Source organism: Microbacterium algeriense, assembly GCF_008868005.1.
Taxonomy (GTDB): Bacteria; Actinomycetota; Actinomycetes; order Actinomycetales; family Microbacteriaceae; genus Microbacterium; species Microbacterium algeriense.
Genome location: NZ_WAAO01000001.1, coordinates 1,278,753 through 1,299,737 on the forward strand (window position 1 = coordinate 1,278,753; position 20,985 = coordinate 1,299,737).

The 20,985-nt window shown below is 70.2% G+C and carries 18 protein-coding genes; 8 read left to right on the forward strand and 10 right to left on the reverse strand.

Translation table 11 applies throughout. The features are described 5' to 3' along the window. Position 1 precedes the first annotated feature (1 nt). Genes F6A08_RS06380 through F6A08_RS06390 form a run of 3 tightly spaced genes read right to left on the reverse strand, consistent with a single transcriptional unit; the run spans position 2 to position 3,508 of the window. Positions 2 to 868 carry an ABC transporter permease gene (locus F6A08_RS06380; protein ID WP_151458938.1) on the reverse strand — a complete coding sequence of 289 codons (867 nt, stop codon included), beginning with the start codon at positions 866 to 868 and terminating at the stop codon, positions 2 to 4. Further along, entirely contained in the window at positions 865 to 1,884 is a 1,020-nt protein-coding gene (locus tag F6A08_RS06385; RefSeq protein ID WP_225855754.1) for an ABC transporter permease, read from the reverse strand. Before F6A08_RS06385 ends, F6A08_RS06380 begins: the two co-directional genes overlap by 4 nt. After that, entirely contained in the window at positions 1,862 to 3,508 is a 1,647-nt protein-coding gene (locus F6A08_RS06390) for an ABC transporter substrate-binding protein (protein ID WP_151458939.1), read from the reverse strand. Before F6A08_RS06390 ends, F6A08_RS06385 begins: the two co-directional genes overlap by 23 nt. A gap of 208 nt (positions 3,509 to 3,716) precedes the next feature. On the opposite strand from F6A08_RS06390, the gene F6A08_RS06395 reads away from it, so the two are divergent. Beyond that, positions 3,717 to 5,126: an NtaA/DmoA family FMN-dependent monooxygenase gene (locus F6A08_RS06395; RefSeq protein WP_151458940.1), complete on the forward strand. Its 1,410-nt coding sequence runs from the start codon at positions 3,717 to 3,719 to the stop codon at positions 5,124 to 5,126. A gap of 46 nt (positions 5,127 to 5,172) precedes the next feature. Here the strand turns inward: F6A08_RS06395 and F6A08_RS06400 are convergent, their stop codons facing one another. Next, a complete protein-coding gene (locus tag F6A08_RS06400; protein ID WP_151458941.1) occupies positions 5,173 to 6,102 on the reverse strand; it encodes an agmatinase family protein in 930 nt (309 codons plus the stop codon). A gap of 1 nt (position 6,103) precedes the next feature. Continuing rightward, positions 6,104 to 7,381: a DUF445 domain-containing protein gene (locus F6A08_RS06405; protein ID WP_017202672.1), complete on the reverse strand. Its 1,278-nt coding sequence runs from the start codon at positions 7,379 to 7,381 to the stop codon at positions 6,104 to 6,106. Positions 7,382 to 7,417: 36 nt separating this feature from the next. On the opposite strand from F6A08_RS06405, the gene F6A08_RS06410 reads away from it, so the two are divergent. Next, on the forward strand, positions 7,418 to 7,690 hold the full coding sequence (locus tag F6A08_RS06410) for a metal-sensitive transcriptional regulator (protein ID WP_017202671.1): 273 nt from the start codon (positions 7,418 to 7,420) through the stop codon (positions 7,688 to 7,690). Between the two features lie 55 nt (positions 7,691 to 7,745). Here the strand turns inward: F6A08_RS06410 and F6A08_RS06415 are convergent, their stop codons facing one another. Next, positions 7,746 to 9,293, reverse strand: coding sequence for an amino acid permease (locus F6A08_RS06415; RefSeq protein WP_017202670.1), 1,548 nt, complete (start codon positions 9,291 to 9,293; stop codon positions 7,746 to 7,748). Positions 9,294 to 9,449: 156 nt separating this feature from the next. On the opposite strand from F6A08_RS06415, the gene F6A08_RS06420 reads away from it, so the two are divergent. From F6A08_RS06420 to F6A08_RS06440, 5 genes are read left to right on the forward strand one after another with little or no spacing between them, the layout of a single operon-like run. Then, complete coding sequence (locus tag F6A08_RS06420; protein ID WP_192576697.1) at positions 9,450 to 10,805, forward strand: glutamine synthetase family protein; 1,356 nt, start codon at positions 9,450 to 9,452, stop codon at positions 10,803 to 10,805. Then, positions 10,786 to 11,538: a gamma-glutamyl-gamma-aminobutyrate hydrolase family protein gene (locus tag F6A08_RS06425; protein ID WP_192576698.1), complete on the forward strand. Its 753-nt coding sequence runs from the start codon at positions 10,786 to 10,788 to the stop codon at positions 11,536 to 11,538. Before F6A08_RS06420 ends, F6A08_RS06425 begins: the two co-directional genes overlap by 20 nt. Then, a complete protein-coding gene (locus F6A08_RS06430) occupies positions 11,535 to 12,896 on the forward strand; it encodes an aldehyde dehydrogenase family protein (RefSeq protein WP_151458943.1) in 1,362 nt (453 codons plus the stop codon). Before F6A08_RS06425 ends, F6A08_RS06430 begins: the two co-directional genes overlap by 4 nt. A gap of 35 nt (positions 12,897 to 12,931) precedes the next feature. Further along, complete coding sequence (locus F6A08_RS06435) at positions 12,932 to 13,711, forward strand: 3-oxoacyl-ACP reductase (RefSeq protein ID WP_017202666.1); 780 nt, start codon at positions 12,932 to 12,934, stop codon at positions 13,709 to 13,711. A gap of 33 nt (positions 13,712 to 13,744) precedes the next feature. Further along, a complete protein-coding gene (locus F6A08_RS06440; RefSeq protein WP_151458944.1) occupies positions 13,745 to 14,473 on the forward strand; it encodes a FadR/GntR family transcriptional regulator in 729 nt (242 codons plus the stop codon). Between the two features lie 25 nt (positions 14,474 to 14,498). On the opposite strand, the gene F6A08_RS06445 is transcribed toward F6A08_RS06440, so the two are convergent. Both F6A08_RS06445 and F6A08_RS06450 read right to left on the reverse strand, forming a co-directional pair. Next, entirely contained in the window at positions 14,499 to 15,887 is a 1,389-nt protein-coding gene (locus tag F6A08_RS06445; protein WP_151458945.1) for an aspartate aminotransferase family protein, read from the reverse strand. Positions 15,888 to 15,898: 11 nt separating this feature from the next. Continuing rightward, complete coding sequence (locus tag F6A08_RS06450; RefSeq protein WP_420846033.1) at positions 15,899 to 17,416, reverse strand: CoA-acylating methylmalonate-semialdehyde dehydrogenase; 1,518 nt, start codon at positions 17,414 to 17,416, stop codon at positions 15,899 to 15,901. A 70-nt stretch (positions 17,417 to 17,486) separates the two neighbouring features. On the opposite strand from F6A08_RS06450, the gene F6A08_RS06455 reads away from it, so the two are divergent. Further along, positions 17,487 to 19,043 carry a PucR family transcriptional regulator gene (locus tag F6A08_RS06455; protein WP_225855755.1) on the forward strand — a complete coding sequence of 519 codons (1,557 nt, stop codon included), beginning with the start codon at positions 17,487 to 17,489 and terminating at the stop codon, positions 19,041 to 19,043. A 26-nt stretch (positions 19,044 to 19,069) separates the two neighbouring features. Here the strand turns inward: F6A08_RS06455 and F6A08_RS06460 are convergent, their stop codons facing one another. Both F6A08_RS06460 and F6A08_RS06465 read right to left on the reverse strand, forming a co-directional pair. Further along, positions 19,070 to 20,227, reverse strand: a complete 1,158-nt coding sequence (locus F6A08_RS06460) for an acyl-CoA dehydrogenase family protein (protein ID WP_017202660.1) — start codon at positions 20,225 to 20,227, stop codon at positions 19,070 to 19,072. Next, complete coding sequence (locus tag F6A08_RS06465) at positions 20,224 to 20,982, reverse strand: alpha/beta fold hydrolase (RefSeq protein WP_017202659.1); 759 nt, start codon at positions 20,980 to 20,982, stop codon at positions 20,224 to 20,226. The genes F6A08_RS06460 and F6A08_RS06465 overlap by 4 nt, the downstream gene beginning before the upstream one ends. Positions 20,983 to 20,985 lie beyond the last annotated feature (3 nt).

Below are 20,985 nucleotides of genomic sequence, written 5' to 3' on the forward strand. Positions count from 1 at the left end.
GTCACCTGCCCTTCTCGAGACTGTTCTGGATATGGGTGCCGATCGTGGTCGCGGTGAGCGCGAGCACGAGGATGACCAGGCCGGGGATGAAGGTCAGCCACGGCGCCTGCAGGATGCTGGCGCGTCCGGCATCGAGTAGCGCTCCCCACTCGGACGAGGGCGGAGCGACGCCGAGACCGAGGAACGACAGTCCGGAGGCCCACACGATCGACTGTCCGATCGCCATGGTGAACACGGCCACGAGCGGCCGGATCGCGTTCGGGAGCACATGCCGCCCGAGGATGCGCCACCAGCCGTGACCGAGCGCGCGGGCGGCCTCGACGTAGCCGGCGTTCTTCGCCGAGAGGATCTGGCCGCGGACCATGCGGGCGTATCCGGGTGCGGTGCTGACGCCGACCGCGACGACCTGCGTCCAGGGCGACGGACCGAGGATCGACACGAGCAGGAGGGCGAGCAGCAGGCTCGGGAAGGCGAACGCGACTTCGATGATCCGGTTGACGATCGACGCCGTGACGCGATCCGCGAGCGCCGCGATGGAGCCGAGGACCAGCGCGGCCGTGAGCGCGATCCCGGCGGCTCCGATGCCGATCAGCAGCGACTCCCGCGTTCCGTGGACGATGCGGCTGTAGAGATCGCGCCCGGCCTCGTCGGTGCCGAACCAGTGCGTGAGCGAGGGCGACTGGAGCGCATCGGCGAAGTTCTGCGCGGTCGGGTCGTCCGTGGCCAGCACTCCGGGTGCGATGGCGGCGAGGGCGAACAGCGCGGCGAAGACGATCGCCGTGATCAGCGACCAGCTCACGCGACGGCGACGCCGCGTCGGGCTCGTGCGCTCGTGATGCGCGGGCTTCCGGGGGAGTGCGGTGGTCATGACGTCTTCAGCCTCGGGTCGATGAGCGTGTAAACGAGGTCGACCAGCAGGTTGGCGACGACGTAGAGGACGGCGACGAGCACCACGATGCCGGTCACGACGGGAAGATCCTGCGCCCCGACCGCGGAGACCAGGGTCTTGCCGATTCCCGGCCGGGAGTAGATCTGCTCGACGATCACGGCGCCGGAGACGGTGGCGCCGAGGGCCCACCCGGTGAGGGTGACCGCGGGGATCGATCCATGTCTCAGCACATGACGGAGCCGGATGCCGAGGTCGCCCATGCCGCGCATGCGGGCGCTGAGCACGAACGGCTGATCGAGCGCTCGCTCGTACTCCGCCCGCACGGACTGACCCATGAACCCCGCCAGCGGGATCGCCAGTGTCAGCGCCGGAAGCACGATGCCGTTGACTCCGCTGCCGCCCATGACGGGGAACCAGCGCAGGGTCAGCCCGAAGAACAGCAGGAGCAGGATGCCCAGCCAGTACGGCGGGAGCGCAGCGGTCACGGTGTCGACGGCCGAACCCAGTGCACGCACCCGCGGTCCTCGCCCCGCCGTGAGCGTGACCCAGACGATCATCAGCACCCAGGCGAGGAGGATGCCGGTGAGGGTCAGCACCAGCGTCGAACCGAGCTGCTCGCCGATCAGGTCCCACACGGGGCGGAACTGCTGGTACGAGGTGCCGAGATCACCGCGGAGGAGTCCTCCGATGTAGTCCAGGTACTGGACGAGCACGGGATGATCGAGACCGTAGGCGTCGACGATCGGGGCGAGCTCGTCCGGTGTGCGCTCCTGCGCCTGTCCCGTGCGGATGTTCAGGATCGCGGTGGCGCGGTCGCCCGGCAGCGCCATCTGCGCGAGGAAGGCGGCGGTGGCCGCACCCCAGAGCACGACGACCGCGCCCACGACGTTCGACGCCAGGCGACGGAACCGTCGCGGGGAGCGGCGGGGAGCGACCGGCCGAACGGAGGTGATCCGGTCGGCCTGCCGCGCCTCACTCGACGAAGTAGGCGTCATAGAACGTGGGTCCTCCCTGTGCGTGCTCCTGCCAGACTCCCCGGAGGCGCGGGTTGACGCCGAGCGTGCTCAGACGGTCGTACAGTCCGAACGAGAGCGCGTGCTCGGCGATGTACTCCTGGGCCTGGCCGTACAGGGCATTCTGCGCGTCGACATCCGACTCGGAGTTGGCGGCCAGGATCAGGGACTCGAGCTCGGGGCTGTCGTAGAAGGCGCTGTTCGCGTAGTTCGGGTCGTCCTCGGTGCTCGGACGCCAGTTGATGTACAGGATCCCCGCATTCACCGAGGTCCAGTAGCCCGCCGAGATGTCGTACGAGTCGGGGCCGCTGTAGGTGCCCGCCCAGGTCTCGGACGGCGGCACGGGGATCAGGTCGACCTTGAACCCGGTCGCCTTCGCCTGCTCCTGCACGGCCTGGAAGATCGAGGCTCCGTCGGCGTTGATGATGGTGCCGGCGTTGTAGGGGAACACGACCTCGAGGGTCTTGCCCTCCTTCGTCCGGTAGCCGTCGCCGTCGCGGTCGGTCCAGCCGGCCTCGTCCAGGAGACGGTTCGCCTCGTCGATGTCCTCGGCGTACCAGTCGGCGGCCTTCTGGCTGTATCCGGGCGTCGCCTGGCTGACCCCGCCGTTGCCTTCGAAGGGGATCACGCCGTGGCCGATCGTGTCCACGATGCTCTCGCGATCGAGGCTGAAGATGAAGGCCTTGCGCAGATTCTCGTCGTCGAACGGCTCACGGGTCGTGTTGAACGAGATCTGCTGGGGCCGGCCCGGCGTCACGTACTTGTGCAGCTCGTACTGCTCGCCGTCCAGCCCGTCCCACTCGATCGCGGGGATGTCGTAGATCGCATCCGCCTCGCCGGAGCGCAGGGCCGACACCCGTGTGACGCCGTCGGCGACGAACCGCCAGTCGACCTTCTCGACGTACGCCGGTCCGGTGTGCTCGGCGTTCTCCGGCCACGACGTGTACTCGTCGTTGCGGACGAGCACCACATTCTCGCCGCGGTTCCACTCCTGCACGACGAAGGCCCCCGATCCGATCGGCTGCTCGCAGTTCTCCTCGTCGGTGCGGGTCTCCAGCGCCTGCTGCGACTGGATGCCGAAGTAGCCCTGCGTCAGGTTCTCGATGAAACGCGGGTACGGGCGGGACAGATGGATGGCCACGGTGAGGTCGTCGACGGCCTCGGCGGATTCGTAGTAGCCGCCGAGCCAGACGGCCGCTGTGCTGTTGCCGCCGGCCACCCAGTAGTCGAAGTTGTACGCCACGGCCTCGGCGTCCACGGGGGTGCCGTCGGTGAACTCGACGCCGTCCTTGAGCGTGAGCGTGTACGTGAGACCGTCTTCGCTGACCGTCCAGTCCTCCGCCAGCCACGGGACGGCCTCGCCGTCTTCCGTCAGGGAGAACAGGTTGTCCAGGAACTGGTAGGAGATGTACGCCTGCTCGATCCATCCGCCGAAGAGGCACTGCGGCTCCTGCTGGTGCGCGTACACGATCGTGCCCCCGTCGACGCGCTCGGCGTCGGCGGACGGCACGGTGACCGATCCGCTGTTGCAGGCGGACAGCGCGAGGGCGAGAGCAGCCGCGGCGGCGGTCGCCGCCAGCGTGCGGCGGGTCCTGGGTGCGTTCATGAGGCGTCGGGTGCCTTTCATCGGAGAGACGGTGCTGGAGCGATCCTCCCGAGCACGACATCCGCGCACACCCCGCCCGTCACGCGGGGCAGTCGGACGTCACATCGCGTCATCCGGCCTCATGCAGCGACATGCGATGCCCCGGTCGGCGTCGTCCGCGCCAGGATCGTCTGCGGCACGCACGTGCCGACGAAAGGAGCGCCGCCGCATGACGGATCCCAAGAGACTCATCCTGAATCTGTTCGAGATGAACTGCGTCAGCCACATCACCCACGGCCTGTGGCGGCTCCCCGGCAATCGGCGCACGGAGTTCAACGACATCGAGTACTGGACCGATCTGGCACGGCAGCTCGAGGCCGGCGGCTTCGACGCGGTCTTCCTCGCGGACGTGGTCGGCGCGTACGACGTGTTCCGCGGAGGACCGGAGACCGCGATCCGCGAAGGCCTGCAGATCCCCAGCAACGACCCCCTCTTGGTGGTGCCGGCGATGGCCGCGGTCACGGAGCATCTCGGATTCGGCATCACGTTCTCGACGACGTACGAGCCGCCGTTCTCCTTCGCTCGGCGGATGTCGACGCTCGACCATCTCACGAAGGGGCGCGTGGGATGGAACATCGTCACGTCGTACCTGCCGAACGCGGCGCGCAACTTCGGCCTCGACGGCGAGATCGACCACGACACCCGCTACGAGATCGCCGAGGAGTACCTCGACGTGCTCTACAAGCTCTGGGAGGGATCGTGGGACGATGACGCGATCGTCGAGGACCGTGAGCAGGGCGTCTACGCGGATCCGGAGAAGATCCGCTACATCAACCACCGTGGCCCGCGATACTCGGTGGCCGGCCCGCACCTCTCCTCCCCGTCGCGACAGCGCACGCCGTTCCTGATCCAGGCGACGCAGTCGTCGCGCGGCATCGAATTCGCCGGCCGCCACGCGGAGCTGATCTTCACCGGAGGGCGCTCGTTCGAGCAGGTCAGCGGCACGATCGCGAGAATCCGCGACGAGCTCGAGCGGCAGGGGCGCGCTCGGGACGACATCAAGTTCGTGGTGGGGGCCACGGTCATCGTCGCGGCGACGAGGGAGGAAGCCGAGGCGAAGCTCGCCGAGTACGACCGCTCCGCGAGCATCGACGGAGTGCTCGCGCACGCGAGTCTGCCGTTCGATCCGACAGCCCACCCGGGCGACATCACCCTGGGGGAGGCTCTGCGTCGCGAGGGGCGCGGCGACGATCTCGCCGCCGCCTTCCTCCCACAGGAGAAGACCATCGCGGAGTTCCTGTCGACGATGAGCGGCTTCCACCGGCAGCCGTTCATGGCCGTCGGCTCGCCTGCGGACGTCGCCGACGAGATCGAGAGCTGGCTGGACGAGCACGACATCGACGGCATCAACCTCGTGCAGTACCACTCACCCGACACGGCGAGCGACTTCATCGAGTTCGCCGTGCCCGAACTGCGGCGCCGCGGTCGGCTCCGCGAGGTCTACACGCCGGGGGAGACCCTGCGCGAGCGTGTGCACGGTGCGGGGCCCCGCGTGGCGGAGACCCACCCCGCCGCGCGCTTCCGCGGCGGACGCGCGCTCGACGTGGCGGTGGAGTCGGAGCGCCTGCAGCCGGTGTGACGGCGCGGTGGCATCGGTCGACACGGAGCCGGGCCGACGCGGGGCCTCATCCGCGGGAGGCCAGTCCGGCGAGCAGTTCCAGCACGCAGAGCGCTGCGAGGCGCACCGTGCGGGCGTCAGCGGTGTCTGCGGTGGCATCGACCTCGGCCAGGTCGGCGCTCACGACGCGTCGGTCCGCAGCCACGGCGCGGGTGAGCGCGCGCAGCTCCCACGCCTGCAGGCCGCCGGGAACGCTCGCCGGGCAGCCGGGCGCGACCGACCGGTCGCAGACGTCGACGTCGATATCGAGATGGATGCGCGCGTCGGCTCCCGCGCCGGCGACCTCCAGTGCCTCGGCGACCACGTCGTCGACACCGCGGCGGCGGAGCTCGTCGAGGGTGACCACGCGGATGCCCCACTCGTTCGCCCGTCGCGCGTAGGCGGCCGAGTTCGCGAAGTCGGCGATCCCGATCTGCACGATCCTCGTCGGATCGATCCTCGCGGTCGGCACGGACGACGCGGCAGGGGTGTCCTGCACGAGGCGACGGACGGGCGTGCCGTTGGAGATCCCGTCCCGGAGGTCGAAGTGCGCGTCGAAGGTGATCAGGCCGGTCGCCTCGGCGCCCAGAGCGACCGGGTAGGTGAGCGAGTTGTCGCCGCCGAGCGCGATCACGAGCTGTGCGGCCGCCGCGATCTCGCGGACGCGGGAGATCACCCTCGCCTCGCCCGCTGAGCCGTCCGGATCCGCCACGTCGCCCGCGTCCGCGATGCGCAGCACGTCGTCGAGCTCGACCGCGGGCGGACCCATCACGGTGGTGCCGTAGCGGGGGAGAGCCTCGCGGATCGCCGCGGGAGTCGCGTGCGCGCCGGTCGGCGAGAGCGAGGTGCGCCAGGTCGGGACGCCGAGCAGCACGGCATCGGCCGTTCCTGCGAACGCGGGCCAGGAGCCGGCGCGGGGCCAGAGCGGGTCGTGACTGAGGTGAGCGGCCGAGACCATGTCAGACTCCCGGGATCAGGGCGTGGGCGATCGTGAAGATGACGAGGCCGGCGAGCGCGCCGACGAAGGTGCCGTTCAGGCGGATGTACTGCAGATCGCGGCCGACCATCAGCTCGATCTTCTCCGTCGTCTCGGCCGGGTCCCATCGCTCGACGGTGTCGGTGATGATCGAGGCGATGTCGTGACGGTAGCGGTCGACGAGGAAGACCGCCGCATCCGACACCCAGGTGTCCACGCGCTGCTGCAGCGCGGTATCCGTGGTCAGACGCTCCCCGACCTCCTGCAGCGCCTGGACGGCGCGGCGGCGCAGCCCGCTCTCCGGGTCGGCGAGAGCGGTCAGCAGTCCGTTCTTCGCCGTGTTCCACGCCTCGGCGGCGAGGGCGCCGACGCGCGGGCTGTCGAACAGCGACGCCTTGGCGCTCTCGAGCTTCGCCCTGGTCGCCGGGTCGTTCTGCAGGTTGTCGGCCAGCCGTTCGAGGTAGCCGTCGATCGCCAGCCGGGCGGGATGGCGGGGGTCCGCCTGGACGGCGTGGATGAACTTGATCGCCTCGTTGTAGACGGTGTCGTCGACCAGGCGATGCGCGAGCTTCGGCACCCAGCCGGGCAGACGCCGCGAGACGAGCCCGGTGAACGAGGCGGCGTTGGCTTCGAGCCAGCGGCCGATGCTGTCCACGGCGAGGTCGACGGCGCCGTGGTGCGCGTCGGCCTCGACGATCTTCTCGAGCCACGCTCCCGCGGGAGGGCCCCATTCCGGGGCGACCAGGTGCTCTCGCGCGAGGTCGGTGATGAGGTCGCGGACGTCGTCATCGCTCAGCGCGTTGAGCACCGCGGTCGCGATCGTCGCGCCCTCCGCCCCGACCCGTTCGGCGTGCGGGGCCTCGCGCAGCCATTCGCCTGCGCGGAGGGAGATCCGCGTGCTGGCGAGCTTGGTGCGGACGACGTCGGCGGCGAGGAAGTTCGTCTCGACGAACTCGCCGAGCGTGCGGCCGATCTCGTCCTTGCGGTTGGGGATGATCGCGGTGTGCGGGATGGGCAGCCCGAGCGGACGGCGGAACAGGGCGGTGACCGCGAACCAGTCGGCGAGGGCACCCACCATGCCGCCCTCGGCGGCGGCTCTGACGTATCCGAGCCAGCCGATCCGCTGCTGGAACGCGAAGGCGATCACGAACACGACGGCCATGAACACCAGCGCTCCGAGCGCCACGGCCTTCATGCGTCGGAGCGCGCGCAGGCGCTCCTGGTCGGCGGGTGAGAGCTGCGTCATCGGCGTTCGCGGCATGAGGTCATCCTTTCACGAGGCGAGTAGCCTCAAGGGGTGATCGAAGACATCAAGAAGCGTGCCCTGCACCGCACCAGCATCCTCGAGGGGCAGATGCGCGGCGTCGCGCGGATGATCGAGAACGAGGAATACTGCATGGACATCATCACGCAGTCCCGGGCGATCCAGCGGTCCCTCGAGTCGCTGAACCGGCTGCTGCTGGAGAACCACCTGCGCACGCACGTCACCCACATGTTCGACGAGGGCGGCGAGGAGCGCGACAAGGCCGTCCTGGAACTCCTCAAGGCGTTCGACTTCGACCGCAAGTAGAACACGACGCAGCGCCCCGACGCGGACGTCGAGGCGCTGCCGGCGGTGGTGCGGATCACCTGCCGCCGTCGAACACCTCGTCCTCCATCGCGTCGTAGCCCTCGGCCTGCGGATCACCGTGCGAGCCACCCGAGATCGCGTACTCCTCCTCGGGCGAGAGCACCAGCCGGTGCCGGAAGAAGAGCCCGAAGCCGAGCAGGATCACCACATAGACGATCGCGATGGCGATGATCGCCGGACCGAAGGTCGGGTTCAGCAGGAAGCCGACGAAGATGAGAGCCGCGATGACCAGCGCGACGGCCGCACCAGGGATGCCCCAGGGGCTGCGGTAGGGGCGGTCGACGTCCGGGTACTTCTTCCGCAGGATCATGAACGAGATCAGCTGGAGCCCGTAGGCGAGCACCGCACCCCAGACGGCGATGTTCAGCACGATCGCGCCGGCCACCGACCCCGCGCCCTCGGCGTCGACGGCCGCCAGCACATCGAGGACGATGAGGGCGACGAAGCCGATGGCCGCGCCGATGACGAGCGCCACCCACGGCGTCTGCCGCTTGCCGGTGAGGGAGAGGAACCGCGGGTAGTAGCCGGCGCGGGAGAGCGAGTACATGTTGCGGCCGTAGGCGAACATGATGCCCTGCAGCGAGGCGAGCAGACCGATCAGGGCGAACAGCGCCAGCACCGCGGCGAGCTGGTCGCCGACGATCGCGCGGAACCCGTCGAGCAGCGGCTCGCCGGCGGTTCCGGTCGCCTCGGCACCGATCACGCCGGTGTTCAGGAAGAGGACGAGCAGGCCCGTGACGATCAGCGTGCCGCGAGCCCAGAAGCCCGCCTTCGGGATGTCGCGCGTCGGGTTGTGCGACTCCTCGGCGGCCAGCGGAAGCTCCTCGATCCCCAGGAAGAACCACATCGCGAACGGCAGGGCGAACAGGATGGGCAGCACGCCGTGCGGCAGGAACTCCGTCTGACCGGGGTCGGGGGCGATGTCCCACAGCGCGTCCCAGCTGAACGCACCGGAGAAGATCGCCATGACGGAGAAGACCAGGATGATCCCGATCGAGATGATCGACACGATGATCGCGAACCGGAAGGAGATCGCCGCGCCCGCGGAGTTCAGGGCGATGAACACGATGTAGAGGATGAGGTACCAGAGCCATCCCGGCAGCTCGAGTCCGAGCAGCTCACTGGTGATGCCGTTCGCATACGACGCCGAGAAGTAGACGATCACCGCCGTGGTCGCGACGTACTCGATCGTCTCGGCGGCTCCGGTGACCAGGCCGCCCCAGGGTCCCATGGCGGATCGGGCGAACGAGTACGCGCCGCCGGTGTGCGGCATCATGGCCGCCATCTCCCCGATCGCGAAGATCATGCCGTAGTACATGAGCACGAGGATCACGAAGGCGATGAGCATGCCGCCGAAGCCCGCGAAGTCGATGCCGAAGTTCCAGCCGGAGAAGTCGCCGGAGATGACGGCGGCGACCGCGAGACCCCACAGCCCCCAGACACCGGCCGACCGCTTCAGCGTCCGTTTCTCGAAGTACTCGCTCCCGGCACGTGTATAGGTCGCTCCAGCGACCTTGCGGGATTCACTGCTCTGCTCAGACATCCGCTCTCCGTTCCCACGCTCGCAGGCGCCGGGTGCACCTTGGGCATGATTGTGACAGCCAATGGTGGTTTCGTCTACCTTTAAACGTCCTGGTGATCTACTCTGATGGCGAAGCCGGTCGGCCGATCGCTTCACCACGACGACGGGAGCGAGACGATGGCGGGAAACCTGAGCATCGAGCAACTGGATGCCGGCATCGCCGCCGGCGAGATCGACACGGTGATCGTGGCCTTCGCCGATGCGCAGGGACGACTGGTCGGCAAGCGCGTCTCCGCGCGGCTGTTCCAGGAGGACATCCTGCATCACGGCGCCGAGGCGTGCGACTACCTGCTGTCGGTCGATGTCGACATGAACACGGTCGACGGCTACGCGATGTCCGGGTGGGACCGCGGGTACGGCGACATGGTGCTGCGTCCCGACGTGGCCACGCTGCGCCGGATCCCCTGGCTGGCGGGAACGGCTCTGGTCATCGCCGACCTCGTGTGGGGCAACGGCGAACCGGTCGGTCCCTCGCCCCGGGCGATCCTGGACCGCCAGCGCGACCGACTCGCCGAGCGCGGCTGGACGGCGTTCTCCGGAACCGAGCTCGAGTTCATCGTCTTCGACAACACCTACCGCGACGCCTGGGCCCGCAAGTACGAGGGGCTCACTCCGGCGACCGACTACAACGTCGACTACAACCTGCTCGCCTCCACCCGCCTCGAGCCGCTGCTGCGCGACATCCGCAACAGCATGGACGGCGCCGGGCTGTACTGCGAGGGCGTGAAGGGCGAGTGCAACCTCGGGCAGCAGGAGATCGCGTTCCGCTACGCCGAGGTCCGCGAGACCGCCGACCAGCACGCGCTGTACAAGAACGGCGCGAAGGAGATCGCGGAGCAGCACGGTCAGGCGCTCACCTTCATGGCCAAGTTCAACGAGCGCGAGGGCAACAGCTGCCACATCCACCTCTCCCTGCGCGACGCGGACGGCACCCCGGTGATGGCCGGAGACGGCGAGCACGGATTCAGTCCCGTCATGGAGCACTGGATCGCGGGCATCCTCGCCACGCTGCGCGAGTTCACCCTCCTCTACGCGCCCAACATCAACTCGTACAAGCGCTTCGCCAAGGGCAGCTTCGCCCCGACGGGGGTGGCCTGGGGCATCGACAACCGCACCTGCGCGCTGCGGGTGATCGGATCGGGCTCGGGGCTGCGGGTCGAGAACCGGGTGCCGGGGGGAGACGTGAATCCGTACCTCGGGATCTCGGCCATCATCGCCGGCGGTCTGTACGGCATCGAGAACGAGCTCCCCCTGCCCGACCGGTTCACCGGCAACGCGTACGAGTCCGGAGTCGAGCACCTGCCGACGACCCTGCGCGAGGCCGCGCAGCTGTTCAGCGCCTCGACCATCGCGCGGGAGGCGTTCGGCGACGACGTGGTGGACCACTACCTGAACCAGGCGCGCATCGAGGTCGAGGCCTACGACGCCGCCGTCACCGACTGGGAGCGCATCCGTGGTTTCGAACGGCTCTGACCCCGCGCCGCTGATCGGCGTCACGACCTACCTCGAACGGGCGCAGCAGGGGGTGTGGGACGTGCGCGCCGCGTTCCTGCCCGAGCAGTACCTGACCGGTGTCACGGCAACCGGCGGCATCGCCCTGCTGCTGCCCCCACAGGACCCGGAGTCGGCTGATGCAGCCATCGCCGGGCTGGACGGACTGATCCTCTCCGGGGGTGCCGACGTCGCGCCGGAGCTCTACGGCGCGCAGCGGCATCCGCTGACGGACCCCGCCCGTGCCGATCGCGATGCGTGGGAGCTCGCCCTGTTCCGGGCGGCGGAGCGGCGCCGGATGCCGGTGCTCGCGATCTGCCGTGGTCTGCAGCTGGTGAACGTGGCCCGCGGCGGGACGCTGCAGCAGCACCTGCCCGAATCGCTCGGCACCGAGCGCTACCGCCTCGGCGGCGGTGTCTTCGCCGAGAATGACATCGAGGTCGCCGAGGACACCGCGCTCGCCGCGGTGCTCGGCGCGGGGGAGGTGCGCGTGCACAGCTACCACCATCAGGGCATCGATCGGCTCGGGGAGGGGCTGGTCCCCGCCGCGCGCTCCGAGGACGGACTGGTGCAGGCGTTCGTCGACACCGCCGCCGGGCACGTGGTCGGCATCCAATGGCATCCGGAGGAGAACGCCGAGGATCGGCGCCTCTTCGCGGATCTCGTCTCACAGGCTCGTGCGTTCGCCGCACAGCGGAAGGAAGGCGCCCGATGAGTGCGTTCACCGTCATCAACCCGTCCACGGGAAGCGCGATCCGCGAGGTCGCCAGGGCCGGCGTCGCCGAGACCGACGCGGCGATCGCGCGTGCCGTCGCCGCCCAGCGCCGGTGGGCGGCGCTCGCCCCGGTCGCGCGGGCCGATGCGCTCCGCGCGTTCGCGCGTGCCGTCCACGACGCCACCGAGGAGCTGGCGCAGCTGGAGGTGCTCAACTCCGGGCATCCGATCGGGTCCGCCCGCTGGGAGGCCGGGCACGTGGCCCAGGTGCTGAACTACTACTCCGCCGACCCGGAACGCCTGTCCGGGCGGCAGATCCCGGTGGCCGGCGGACTCGACGTCACCTTCCACGACCCGTACGGCGTGGTCGGCGTCATCGTGCCCTGGAACTTCCCGATGACGATCGCCTCGTGGGCCTTCGCACCGGCGCTCGCCGCGGGCAACGCCGTCGTGCTGAAGCCCGCCGAGCTGACCCCGCTCACCGCCCTCCGTCTCGGGGAGCTCGCCCGCGAAGCAGGACTCCCGGAGGGGCTGTTCGAAGTCGTCACGGGCTCCGGATCCGTCGTCGGCCAGCGTCTGGTCGAGCACCCGGACGTGCGCAAGGTCGTCTTCACCGGATCGACGGAGGTCGGTGTCGAGGTCGCGGCGGGATGCGCGCGCGCCCTCAAGCCCGTCACGCTCGAACTCGGTGGCAAGAGCGCGAACATCGTCTTCGAGGACGCGGATCTCGAGCGCGCGGCGGCCGGAGTTCCCGGATCGGTGTTCGACAACGCCGGGCAGGACTGCTGCGCCCGCAGCCGTCTGCTCGTGCAGCGCTCGGTGTACGACCGGTTCCTCGAACTGCTCGAACCGGCCGTCGCCGCCTGGCGCGTCGGAGACCCCGCGGCGGACGACACCGACATGGGGCCGCTCATCTCGGCGGGCCACCGCGACACCGTCGCCTCGTTCCTCGACGGCGCCGACGTCGCGTTCCGCGGCACGGCGCCCGAGGGGGACGGATTCTGGTTCGCCCCGGCCGTGGTGCTCGCCGACCCGGCGGATCGGATCGCGCAGCAGGAGGTGTTCGGGCCCGTCGTCGCGGTGATGCCCTTCGATGACGAAGCCGATGCGATCCGTCTGGCGAACGACACGATCTACGGCCTCGCCGGCTCCGTGTGGACGGAGAACCTGGGACGCGCCGTCCGCGTCGCGCGGGGCGTGCGCAGCGGGGTGCTCTCGGTGAACTCCCACTCCTCGGTGCGCTACGCCACGCCCTTCGGCGGCATGAAGGCGTCCGGCCTCGGGCGCGAGCTCGGCCCGGACGCCGCCGAGCACTTCACCGAGACCAAGAACGTCTTCTTCGCGACAGACGACCTCTGATCGCGTCGACCCACCCATCCGGAACGGAGAACTCCATGACCATCGACCTGACCCAGCGGCTCCACGACCGCGTCGCCATCATCACCGGCGGCGCGAGCGGCATCGGTTTCGCGACCGCGAAGCGGTTCGCCGCGGAGGGTGCCTTCGTCGTGATCGCCGACGTCGATCCCGTGACCGGCGAGGCGGCTGCCGCCGAGGTGGGCGGCGCTTTCCGTCCGGTCGACGTCGCCGACGAGGCGAGGGTGAACGCGCTGTTCGACGGTGTCGCGGAGGAGTTCGGGCGGATCGACATCGCCTTCAACAATGCGGGCATCTCGCCGGCCGACGACGACTCGATCGAGACCACGGAGCTCCCGGCCTGGGACCGGGTGCAGGACGTGAACCTCAAGAGCGTGTACCTCTGCAGCCGTGCGGCGCTGCGGCACATGGTCCCCGCCGGACGCGGCTCGATCATCAACACCGCGTCCTTCGTCGCCCTGCTGGGTTCGGCCACCTCGCAGATCAGCTACACCGCGTCCAAGGGCGGCGTGCTGGCGATGTCGCGCGAGCTCGGGGTGCAGTTCGCCCGACAGGGGGTGCGCGTGAACGCCCTGTGCCCCGGACCGGTGAACACCCCGCTGCTGCAGGAGCTGTTCGCGAAGGACCCGGAGCGGGCGCAGCGACGCCTCGTGCACGTGCCGATGGGACGATTCGCCGAGCCGGAGGAGCTCGCGGCCGCGGTCGCCTTCCTGGCCTCCGACGACTCCTCGTTCATCACCGCCAGCGCGTTCGTCGTCGACGGCGGCATCACCAACGCCTACGTCACGCCGCTGTGAGCGCTCCCCACCTCGCTGTGACAGGGTGAAGGCATGAGCGAGCACTCCTCCGACGGCGACCTCGTCGAGGTGCGGAAGGCGGTCTATCGGCCGCTGCGGCGCGGCAACGCCCTCGAGGACGCAGTGGCCCGCCTCGTGCAGACGATCCGGCTCGGCGTGGTCGCCCCGGGGGAGTCGCTGCCTCCGGAGCGCGAGCTGGCGGCGTCGTTCGGTGTCAGCAGGGACACGGTGCGCGAGGCGATCCGCGAACTCGCCGACACCGGCTACCTGCTGCCGCGACGGGGGCGATACGGCGGGACGTTCGTGGCCGACCCGCTGCCGCATCCGTCGGTGTCCGGTACCGTCACCGCGGAAGAGCTGGACGACGTGCTCGGCCTGCGCCGCGTGCTCGAGAGCGGCTCGGCGAGGGCAGCAGCGAGCCGGACGCTCGACGCCGCCACCCGCGCCGACCTGTGGGCGCGGCACGAAGCCGCGCTGCCGGCGGGGCCCGAGGAGTACCGGCGTCTCGACACGCTGCTGCATCTGGCGATCGCGGAGGCCGCCGGCGTCCCCTCGCTCGTCGCGCTGGTCGCCGAGAACAGGGCCGACGTCAACGCCTGGCTCGACACGTTCCCGCTCATGCCCCGCAACATCCAGCACTCGGGGGAGCAGCACGAGAGCATCGTGTCGGCGATCCTCGCCGGACGCCCCGATGCTGCCGAGGCGGCGATGCGCGACCACCTCGCCGGATCGGAGGCGCTGCTGCGCGGGTTCCTGATCTGACGCGGTCGGGTGGGCAGGCCCAGGGTCAGCGCGCGGCCACCTCGTCCGCCACGCTCAGCGCATCGTCGAGCACGCCGAGTCCGCGCACCAGCTCGTCCTCGCTGATCACCAGCGGCGGTGCGATGTGCGTGCGGTTGAAGTGCGTGAACGGCCAGACCCCGGCCTTCTTGGCAGCCGCCGCGAACGCACCCATCGGTGCGGCATCCGCTCCGGCGGCGTTGAACGGCACCAGGGGCTCGCGTGTCTCCTGGTCGCGCACGAGTTCGACGGCCCAGAACAGCCCGAGACCGCGCACGTCGCCGACGCTCGGGTGCTTCTCGGCCCAGGAGCGCACCGTGGGCTCGACGATGCGCGCACCGAGGTCGCGCACGCGCTCCAGGATGCCGTCGCGGCGGAACACCTCGAACGTGGCGACGCCGGCGGCGCAGGCCAGCGGGTGCCCGGAGTAGGTGAGTCCTCCCGCGAACGGCATCGTGTCGAACGCACTCGCGATGCGGTCGGAGATCACGACACCCCCGAGAGGCACGTAGCCGGAGTTCACGCCCTTCGCGAAGGTGATGAGGTCGGGGCGGGCATCGAACGCGTCGATGCCGAACCACTCGCCGAGCCGGCCGAAGCCGACCATGACCTCGTCTGCGATGTACACGATGCCGTAGCGGTCGCACAGCTCGCGAACGCCCTGCAGGTAGCCGGGCGGCGGAACGAGCACGCCGTTGGTGCCCACGACCGTCTCGATGATGATCGCCGCGATCGTCTGCGGGCCCTCGAGCTGGATCGTCTGCTCCAGATGCGCCAGTGCCCGCTCCGCCTCCTGCTCCGGAGTCTCGGCATGGAACGGCGAGCGGTACAGGTACGGTCCGAAGAAGCGCACCGCGCCGGAGTCGACCGTGTCGTTCGCCCAGCGGCGCGGGTCGCCGGTCAGCGAGATCGCCGTCGAGGTGGAGCCGTGGTAGCTGCGGTACATCGACAGCACCTTGCGTCGACCGGTGAACTGACGGGCCATGCGCACGGCGTACTCGTTGGCCTCGGCGCCGCCGTTGGTGAAGAAGACCTTCTCGAGTCCCTCCGGCGCGACCTCCGCGATCAGTCGGGCGAGCTCGCCGCGCACATCGTTCGCGATGGACGGCTGGATCGTCGCGAGGCGCCCCGCCTGCTGCTGGATCGCCGCGACCAGGTCCGGATGCTGATGCCCGAGGTTCAGGTTCACCAACTGGCTGGAGAAGTCGAGGTAGGCGTTGCCCTGGTAGTCCCAGAAGGTCGATCCCTCGCCCGCGGCGACGGGCAGCGGGTCGATCAGGGCCTGTGCGCTCCAGGAGTGGAACACGTGACTGCGGTCGTCCGCACGCACCTGCGCTTCGGCCTCCGGGGCGGGGAGCGGGTGGGAGACGCCGTGGCGGTCGGTGTAGTTCGTCATGTCGTGTCCGCTCAGTGGTTGCTCGGGAACCCGAGGTCGATCTGGGAGGGGGTGTGGTCCGGCCACCGGGTGGTGACGACCTTGGAGCGCGTGTAGAAGTGCACCGATTCGGGACCGTAGATGTGCGAGTCGCCGAACAGCGAGTCCTTCCATCCGCCGAACGAATAGGCACCGATCGGCACGGGGATCGGCACGTTGACGCCGACCATGCCGACCTCGATGTCGAACTCGTACTGACGGGCCGTGCCCCCGTCGCGCGTGAAGATCGCGGTGCCGTTGCCGTAGGCGTTGGCGTTCACGAGGGCGACCGCGTCGGCGTAGGTGGCGACGCGGACGACCGACAGCACCGGGCCGAAGATCTCGTCGTCGTAGACCTTCATGCCGGGGGCGACCTGGTCGATCAGGCTGACGCCCAGGAAGAAGCCCTCCGAGTCGAACTGCTTCTGCGTGCCGTCGACGACGACCTTCGCGCCCTCGGCCTCGGCGCCCGTCACGTAGGAGGCGACTTTGTCGCGGTGCTCGCGGGTGATGAGCGGACCCATCTCGCTCGCGGCATCCGTGCCCGCGCCGATCGTGAGGCCGTCGATGCGGTCGGCGATCGCGGCGACGAGGTCGTCGGCGACGTCGCCCACCGCGACCAGCACCGAGACGGCCATGCAGCGCTCGCCCGCGGAGCCGTAGGCGGCGGAGACCGCGGCGTCGGCTGCCGCGTCGATGTCGGCGTCGGGCATCACGACCATGTGGTTCTTCGCGCCGCCGAGGGCCTGCACGCGCTTGCCGGCAGCCGAGGCGCGCTGGTAGATCGAACGGGCGATCGGCGTGGAGCCGACGAAGCTGACGGCGTCGACCCCGGAGGAGTCGAGGATCGTGTCGACGGCCTCCTTGTCGCCGTTGACGACGTTGAGGACGCCATCGGGCAGACCGGCCTCCTGGAACAGCTTCGCGAGCCAGATCGCAGCCGAAGGGTCCTTCTCGCTCGGCTTGAGCACGACCGTGTTGCCGCACGCGATCGCCGAGGCCACCATCCACAAAGGCACCATCACGGGGAAGTTGAACGGGGTGATCGCCGCGACCACGCCTACCGGCTGCTTGACGGAGTGCACGTCGACGCCGCGGGAGACCTGCTCGCTGCGCTCGCCCTTGAGCAGGTGCACGAGTCCGGCGGCGAACTCGACGTTCTCGATCCCGCGCGACACCTCGCCGGCGGCATCCGAGAGCACCTTGCCGTGCTCGGAGGTCACGATCGCGGCCAGCTCGGGCGTGCGCTCCTTGAGCAGCTGACGCAGTCGGAAGAACACGTCGGCGCGCTTGATCAGGCTCGTCTCCCGCCAGCCGGGAAGCGCGGCTGCTGCGGCGGCGATGGCGGACTCCACCTCGGCGGCCGAGGCGAAGGCGACGTGCTTGGAGACCTGACCGGTGGCGGGGTCGAAGACCTGGCCGGTGCGGGACGCTTCGGCGGTCTCCACGCCGTTGATGATGTGCGGGACGGTGTCCACGATGCTCCTCCGACTGCTCACGTTTTTGATCATCCGAACACTCTGACCGAGTGCGGATAGGCTGATTCTCCTCAATGCTCACAGAGATCGGGAGGGCGCGAGAGTGTCAGAACGTCGGGAGTTCGCTTCGTATCGGACAGATCGTCCGGAATCGCGGGACGGCTCGCTGCTGACGGTCGACGACGTGCTGGCGCTCGCCGCGCTGCAGGACGGAGCCCCGGAGGTCGTCGTCGGCGGAGAGGCACTGGCGGCCCGCGTCCGGTGGGTGCACGTCTCCGACAGCGCCGGCGTCGCGCGGCTGCTCGACGGCGGCGAGCTCCTGCTCACCACGGGAGCGGCCTGGCCCACCGACGAGACCGCGTTGCGCGCCTTCGTCGCCGACCTCGAGAGGGTGGGCGCGGCCGGCATCGTGATCGAGCTCGGCGCGCGTCATCCGCAGGTGCCCCCCGCCATCGTCGAAGGATGCGCGGATGCGGGGCTCGCGCTGATCGCCCTGGCGCGGGAGGTGAAGTTCGTCGCCGTGACCGAAGCGGTGCATCGGGCTCTCATCCGTGCGCAGACCGAGGCGCTGCACGAACGGCAGCAGCTGCACGAGCTGTTCACGGCGCTGAGCCTGCGCGGCGCGCCCGCGGACGTGATCGTCGCGGAGACCGCGCGCGCTCTCGGGTCTCCGGTCGTGCTGGAGAACCTCGCGCACGAGGTCATCGCCGTCGAGGGGCTGCGGATGCCGGTCGCCGAGGTCCTGCGCAGCGTCCGCGCGTCGGAAGCCGTCGGGGAGCGGGTTCCGGTGCAGGCGCGGGGCGTGCGCTGGGGAACGTTGGTGGCGCTGGCCGGACCGGTCCATCCGGCCGGTCGGCAGACCGTGCTGGAGCAGGGTGCCACCGCACTCGCCTTCGGACGGCTGGCCGACGGGGATGCGGCATGGTCCCTGCTGGCACAGCGCACCCTGATCGACGATCTCCTGGGAGCCCGATTCGCCCGTGCCGACGACATGGCCGCCCGCTTGCAGGGACTCGGGTTCGAGCTCGTGGGACGCCGCTGTCACGGCGTCGTGCTCCGCGCCCCCGCGACGGTCGAGGAGCTCAGGGGGCGAGCCGCCGGCGAGGGCCTCGCCGTCGTCGCGGGGCGCCGCGGCGACGAGGTGGTGCTGCTGCTCTCCCCGGCCCCTGACACTCCGCTGTCGGACGAGGCGGTGCACCGGATCCTCGGCGACGGGGGATCCGCGTTCATCGGACCGGGCGCCGACGGCGTGGTCGAGCTCCTGACGTCGGTCCGTGCTGCCCTTGACCTCGCGGACAGCGCGCGCGGCGCCGGGGGTCCCCGGGTGCGCAGGGTGGACGACAGGCCGCTCGAGCGCCTGGTCACCGCCTTGCGCGACGACCACCGGCTGCACGCCCACAGCGAGCGGATGCTGGCGCCGCTGGTCCGGCACGACCGCGAGCGTCGGGGCGACCTGCTGGATGTGCTCAGCGCGCTCGTGAGTCATCCGGGCAACAGGTCGGCCGCTGCGGCCTCGAGCCACCTGTCACGCTCCGTGTTCTACCAGCGGCTGACGCTGATCGGCGACCTGCTCGACGCGGATCTCGACGACGGGGAGACCCTCGCCGCGCTGCATCTCGCCCTACTCGCCCGCAGTCGGACCGCCGCCTCCGATCGCTGAGCGCGGAGCACGGCGGGCGCTCGGCCTCACGTCGCGATCGGTCCGAGCCAGGCGCTCGCCGCCGTGGAGTGCGCGGATTCGGGGTCGGACGGGTGGAACGCCCCCGCCAGGACGTCGCGGTACAGCCGGGACAGCTCGTTCGCCGAGAAGTACGAGCCGCCGCCCGCGACCAGCATCGCCTCGTCGACGACGTGCTTGGCCGTCGTGATCGCCCGGTGCTTCAGCCCGGACAGCTGCGGGAACCAGCGGGGCCCGTGGTCGACGAGGTCGTCCACGTCGCGGGCGAGCGCGGCGATCTGCGGCGGCAGGGCGTCGTAGGCGATGGCCATGTCGGCGATGCGCCAGCGGATGTCCGGGTCCTGGCTGTAGGCGAGTCCCGTCTTCTTCGAGTGCCGCTTCTGCGCGGTCGTCACGGAGAGCTCCAGAGCACGGCGCGCGATGCCGGTGTAGACGGCGGCGAGCAGGATCTCGAACACCGAGAAGATCCCGAAGACGATCGGATCGGGGCTGGGGCCGGGATCGATGCGTCGCACCACGTGGGCCGCATCGGCCACGGCGCCGTTCAGGCGCGTGGTCCGGCTCTGGGTGCCCCGCATGCCGAGGGTGTCCCAGTCGTCGGAGGTGGTGACGGCGTCGGTCCGCTCGACGAACGCGAAGACGAGCTTCGGGGCGTCGGGGCTCGTGGTGTCCAGCCCGTGCAGCCCGAGTCCGGTCCAGACCGGGGCGAGCGAGGTGAAGATCTTGGTGCCGGTGAACGCGTACCCGCCGTCGCCGTCGGGAACCGCCGCGGTATCGCTGCCGAAGAGCACGAGGTCGTTTCCGCCCTCGCTGATCCCGAAGGCGTACACCTCCCCGGCGACCGCGCCGTCCTGCACGAACTCCAGTCCGGGCACGCCGCGGTCGGAGAAGACCTTCGCCACCCCGGTCCAGACCAGGTGCATGTTGACCGCCAGGGCCGTGGCGGGAGCGGCTCCGGCGAGACGCTGCTGCAGGATCGCAGCCTCCGCGAGTCCGAGTCCCGCCCCTCCGCGCTCCTTCGGCACGAGGATCGACAGGTAGCCGGCGGCGCGCAGCTCGTCGAGGTCCTGCTGAGGGAAGGTGTTCTCCCTGTCGTGGATCGGCGCGCGCTCGCGGATCCGCTCGAGGAGGTCGTCAGGAAGGAATGCTGCGGGATCGAATGTCATGCCAGTGCCTCCAGAAGCTGACGGATGGATTCCTCCGGGCGGTCGCGGTGCAGGGAGTGGCCCGCACCCTCGACGACCGACATGGTGATCCGCGGGTTCGCGGCGAGGACGTCATCGGCGAGGTCGCCGGTGAAGATGCTGTAGACATCGGGGTCCGCCCCGATCACGTGCGTCGGGACGGTGAGCCGTGCAGCGTCGGCGCGCACGTCCCACGGGTGGTTCTGCGCGCTGGTCTGCTCGATGGCCCAGGCGCTCGCGCGCCGGACGGCATCGACCTTGAGCTCTTGGTCCTGGGGATGCCAGTGCGGATGCTCCTGCTGCACGGTCTCGAGACGGGGATCGGCGAAGGCGCGCTCCTGGCTGCGGCGGACGATCGCGGCATCCCTGCCGTCGACGTGGATCGCCGGGTCGAGCAGCACGAGCCGGCGCGTCCAGTCGGGGGAGGACGCGGCCGCGACCGTGCCGGCCGCGCCGCCGAGGGAGTGGCCGATCACGGCGTCCCAGACTCCGCCGCCCTCGGGGGCCGTCGTGGCGAGGTCGGATCCGTAGGCGGCGACGGTGTAATCGAGGGACCGCGGGGCGTCGCCGTGACCGCGGAGGTCGACGGCCGTCGCGTGCCATCCCGCCGCGGCGAGGGCGTCGCCGATCCGCCACATCAGCGCGGCCGAGGAACCCAGCCCGTGCACGAGGAGTGCGCGCCGAGGTGAGGAGGCCGAACCCCAGGAGAGGCGGGGGAGGGTGAGCGGTGCCGGCATGGC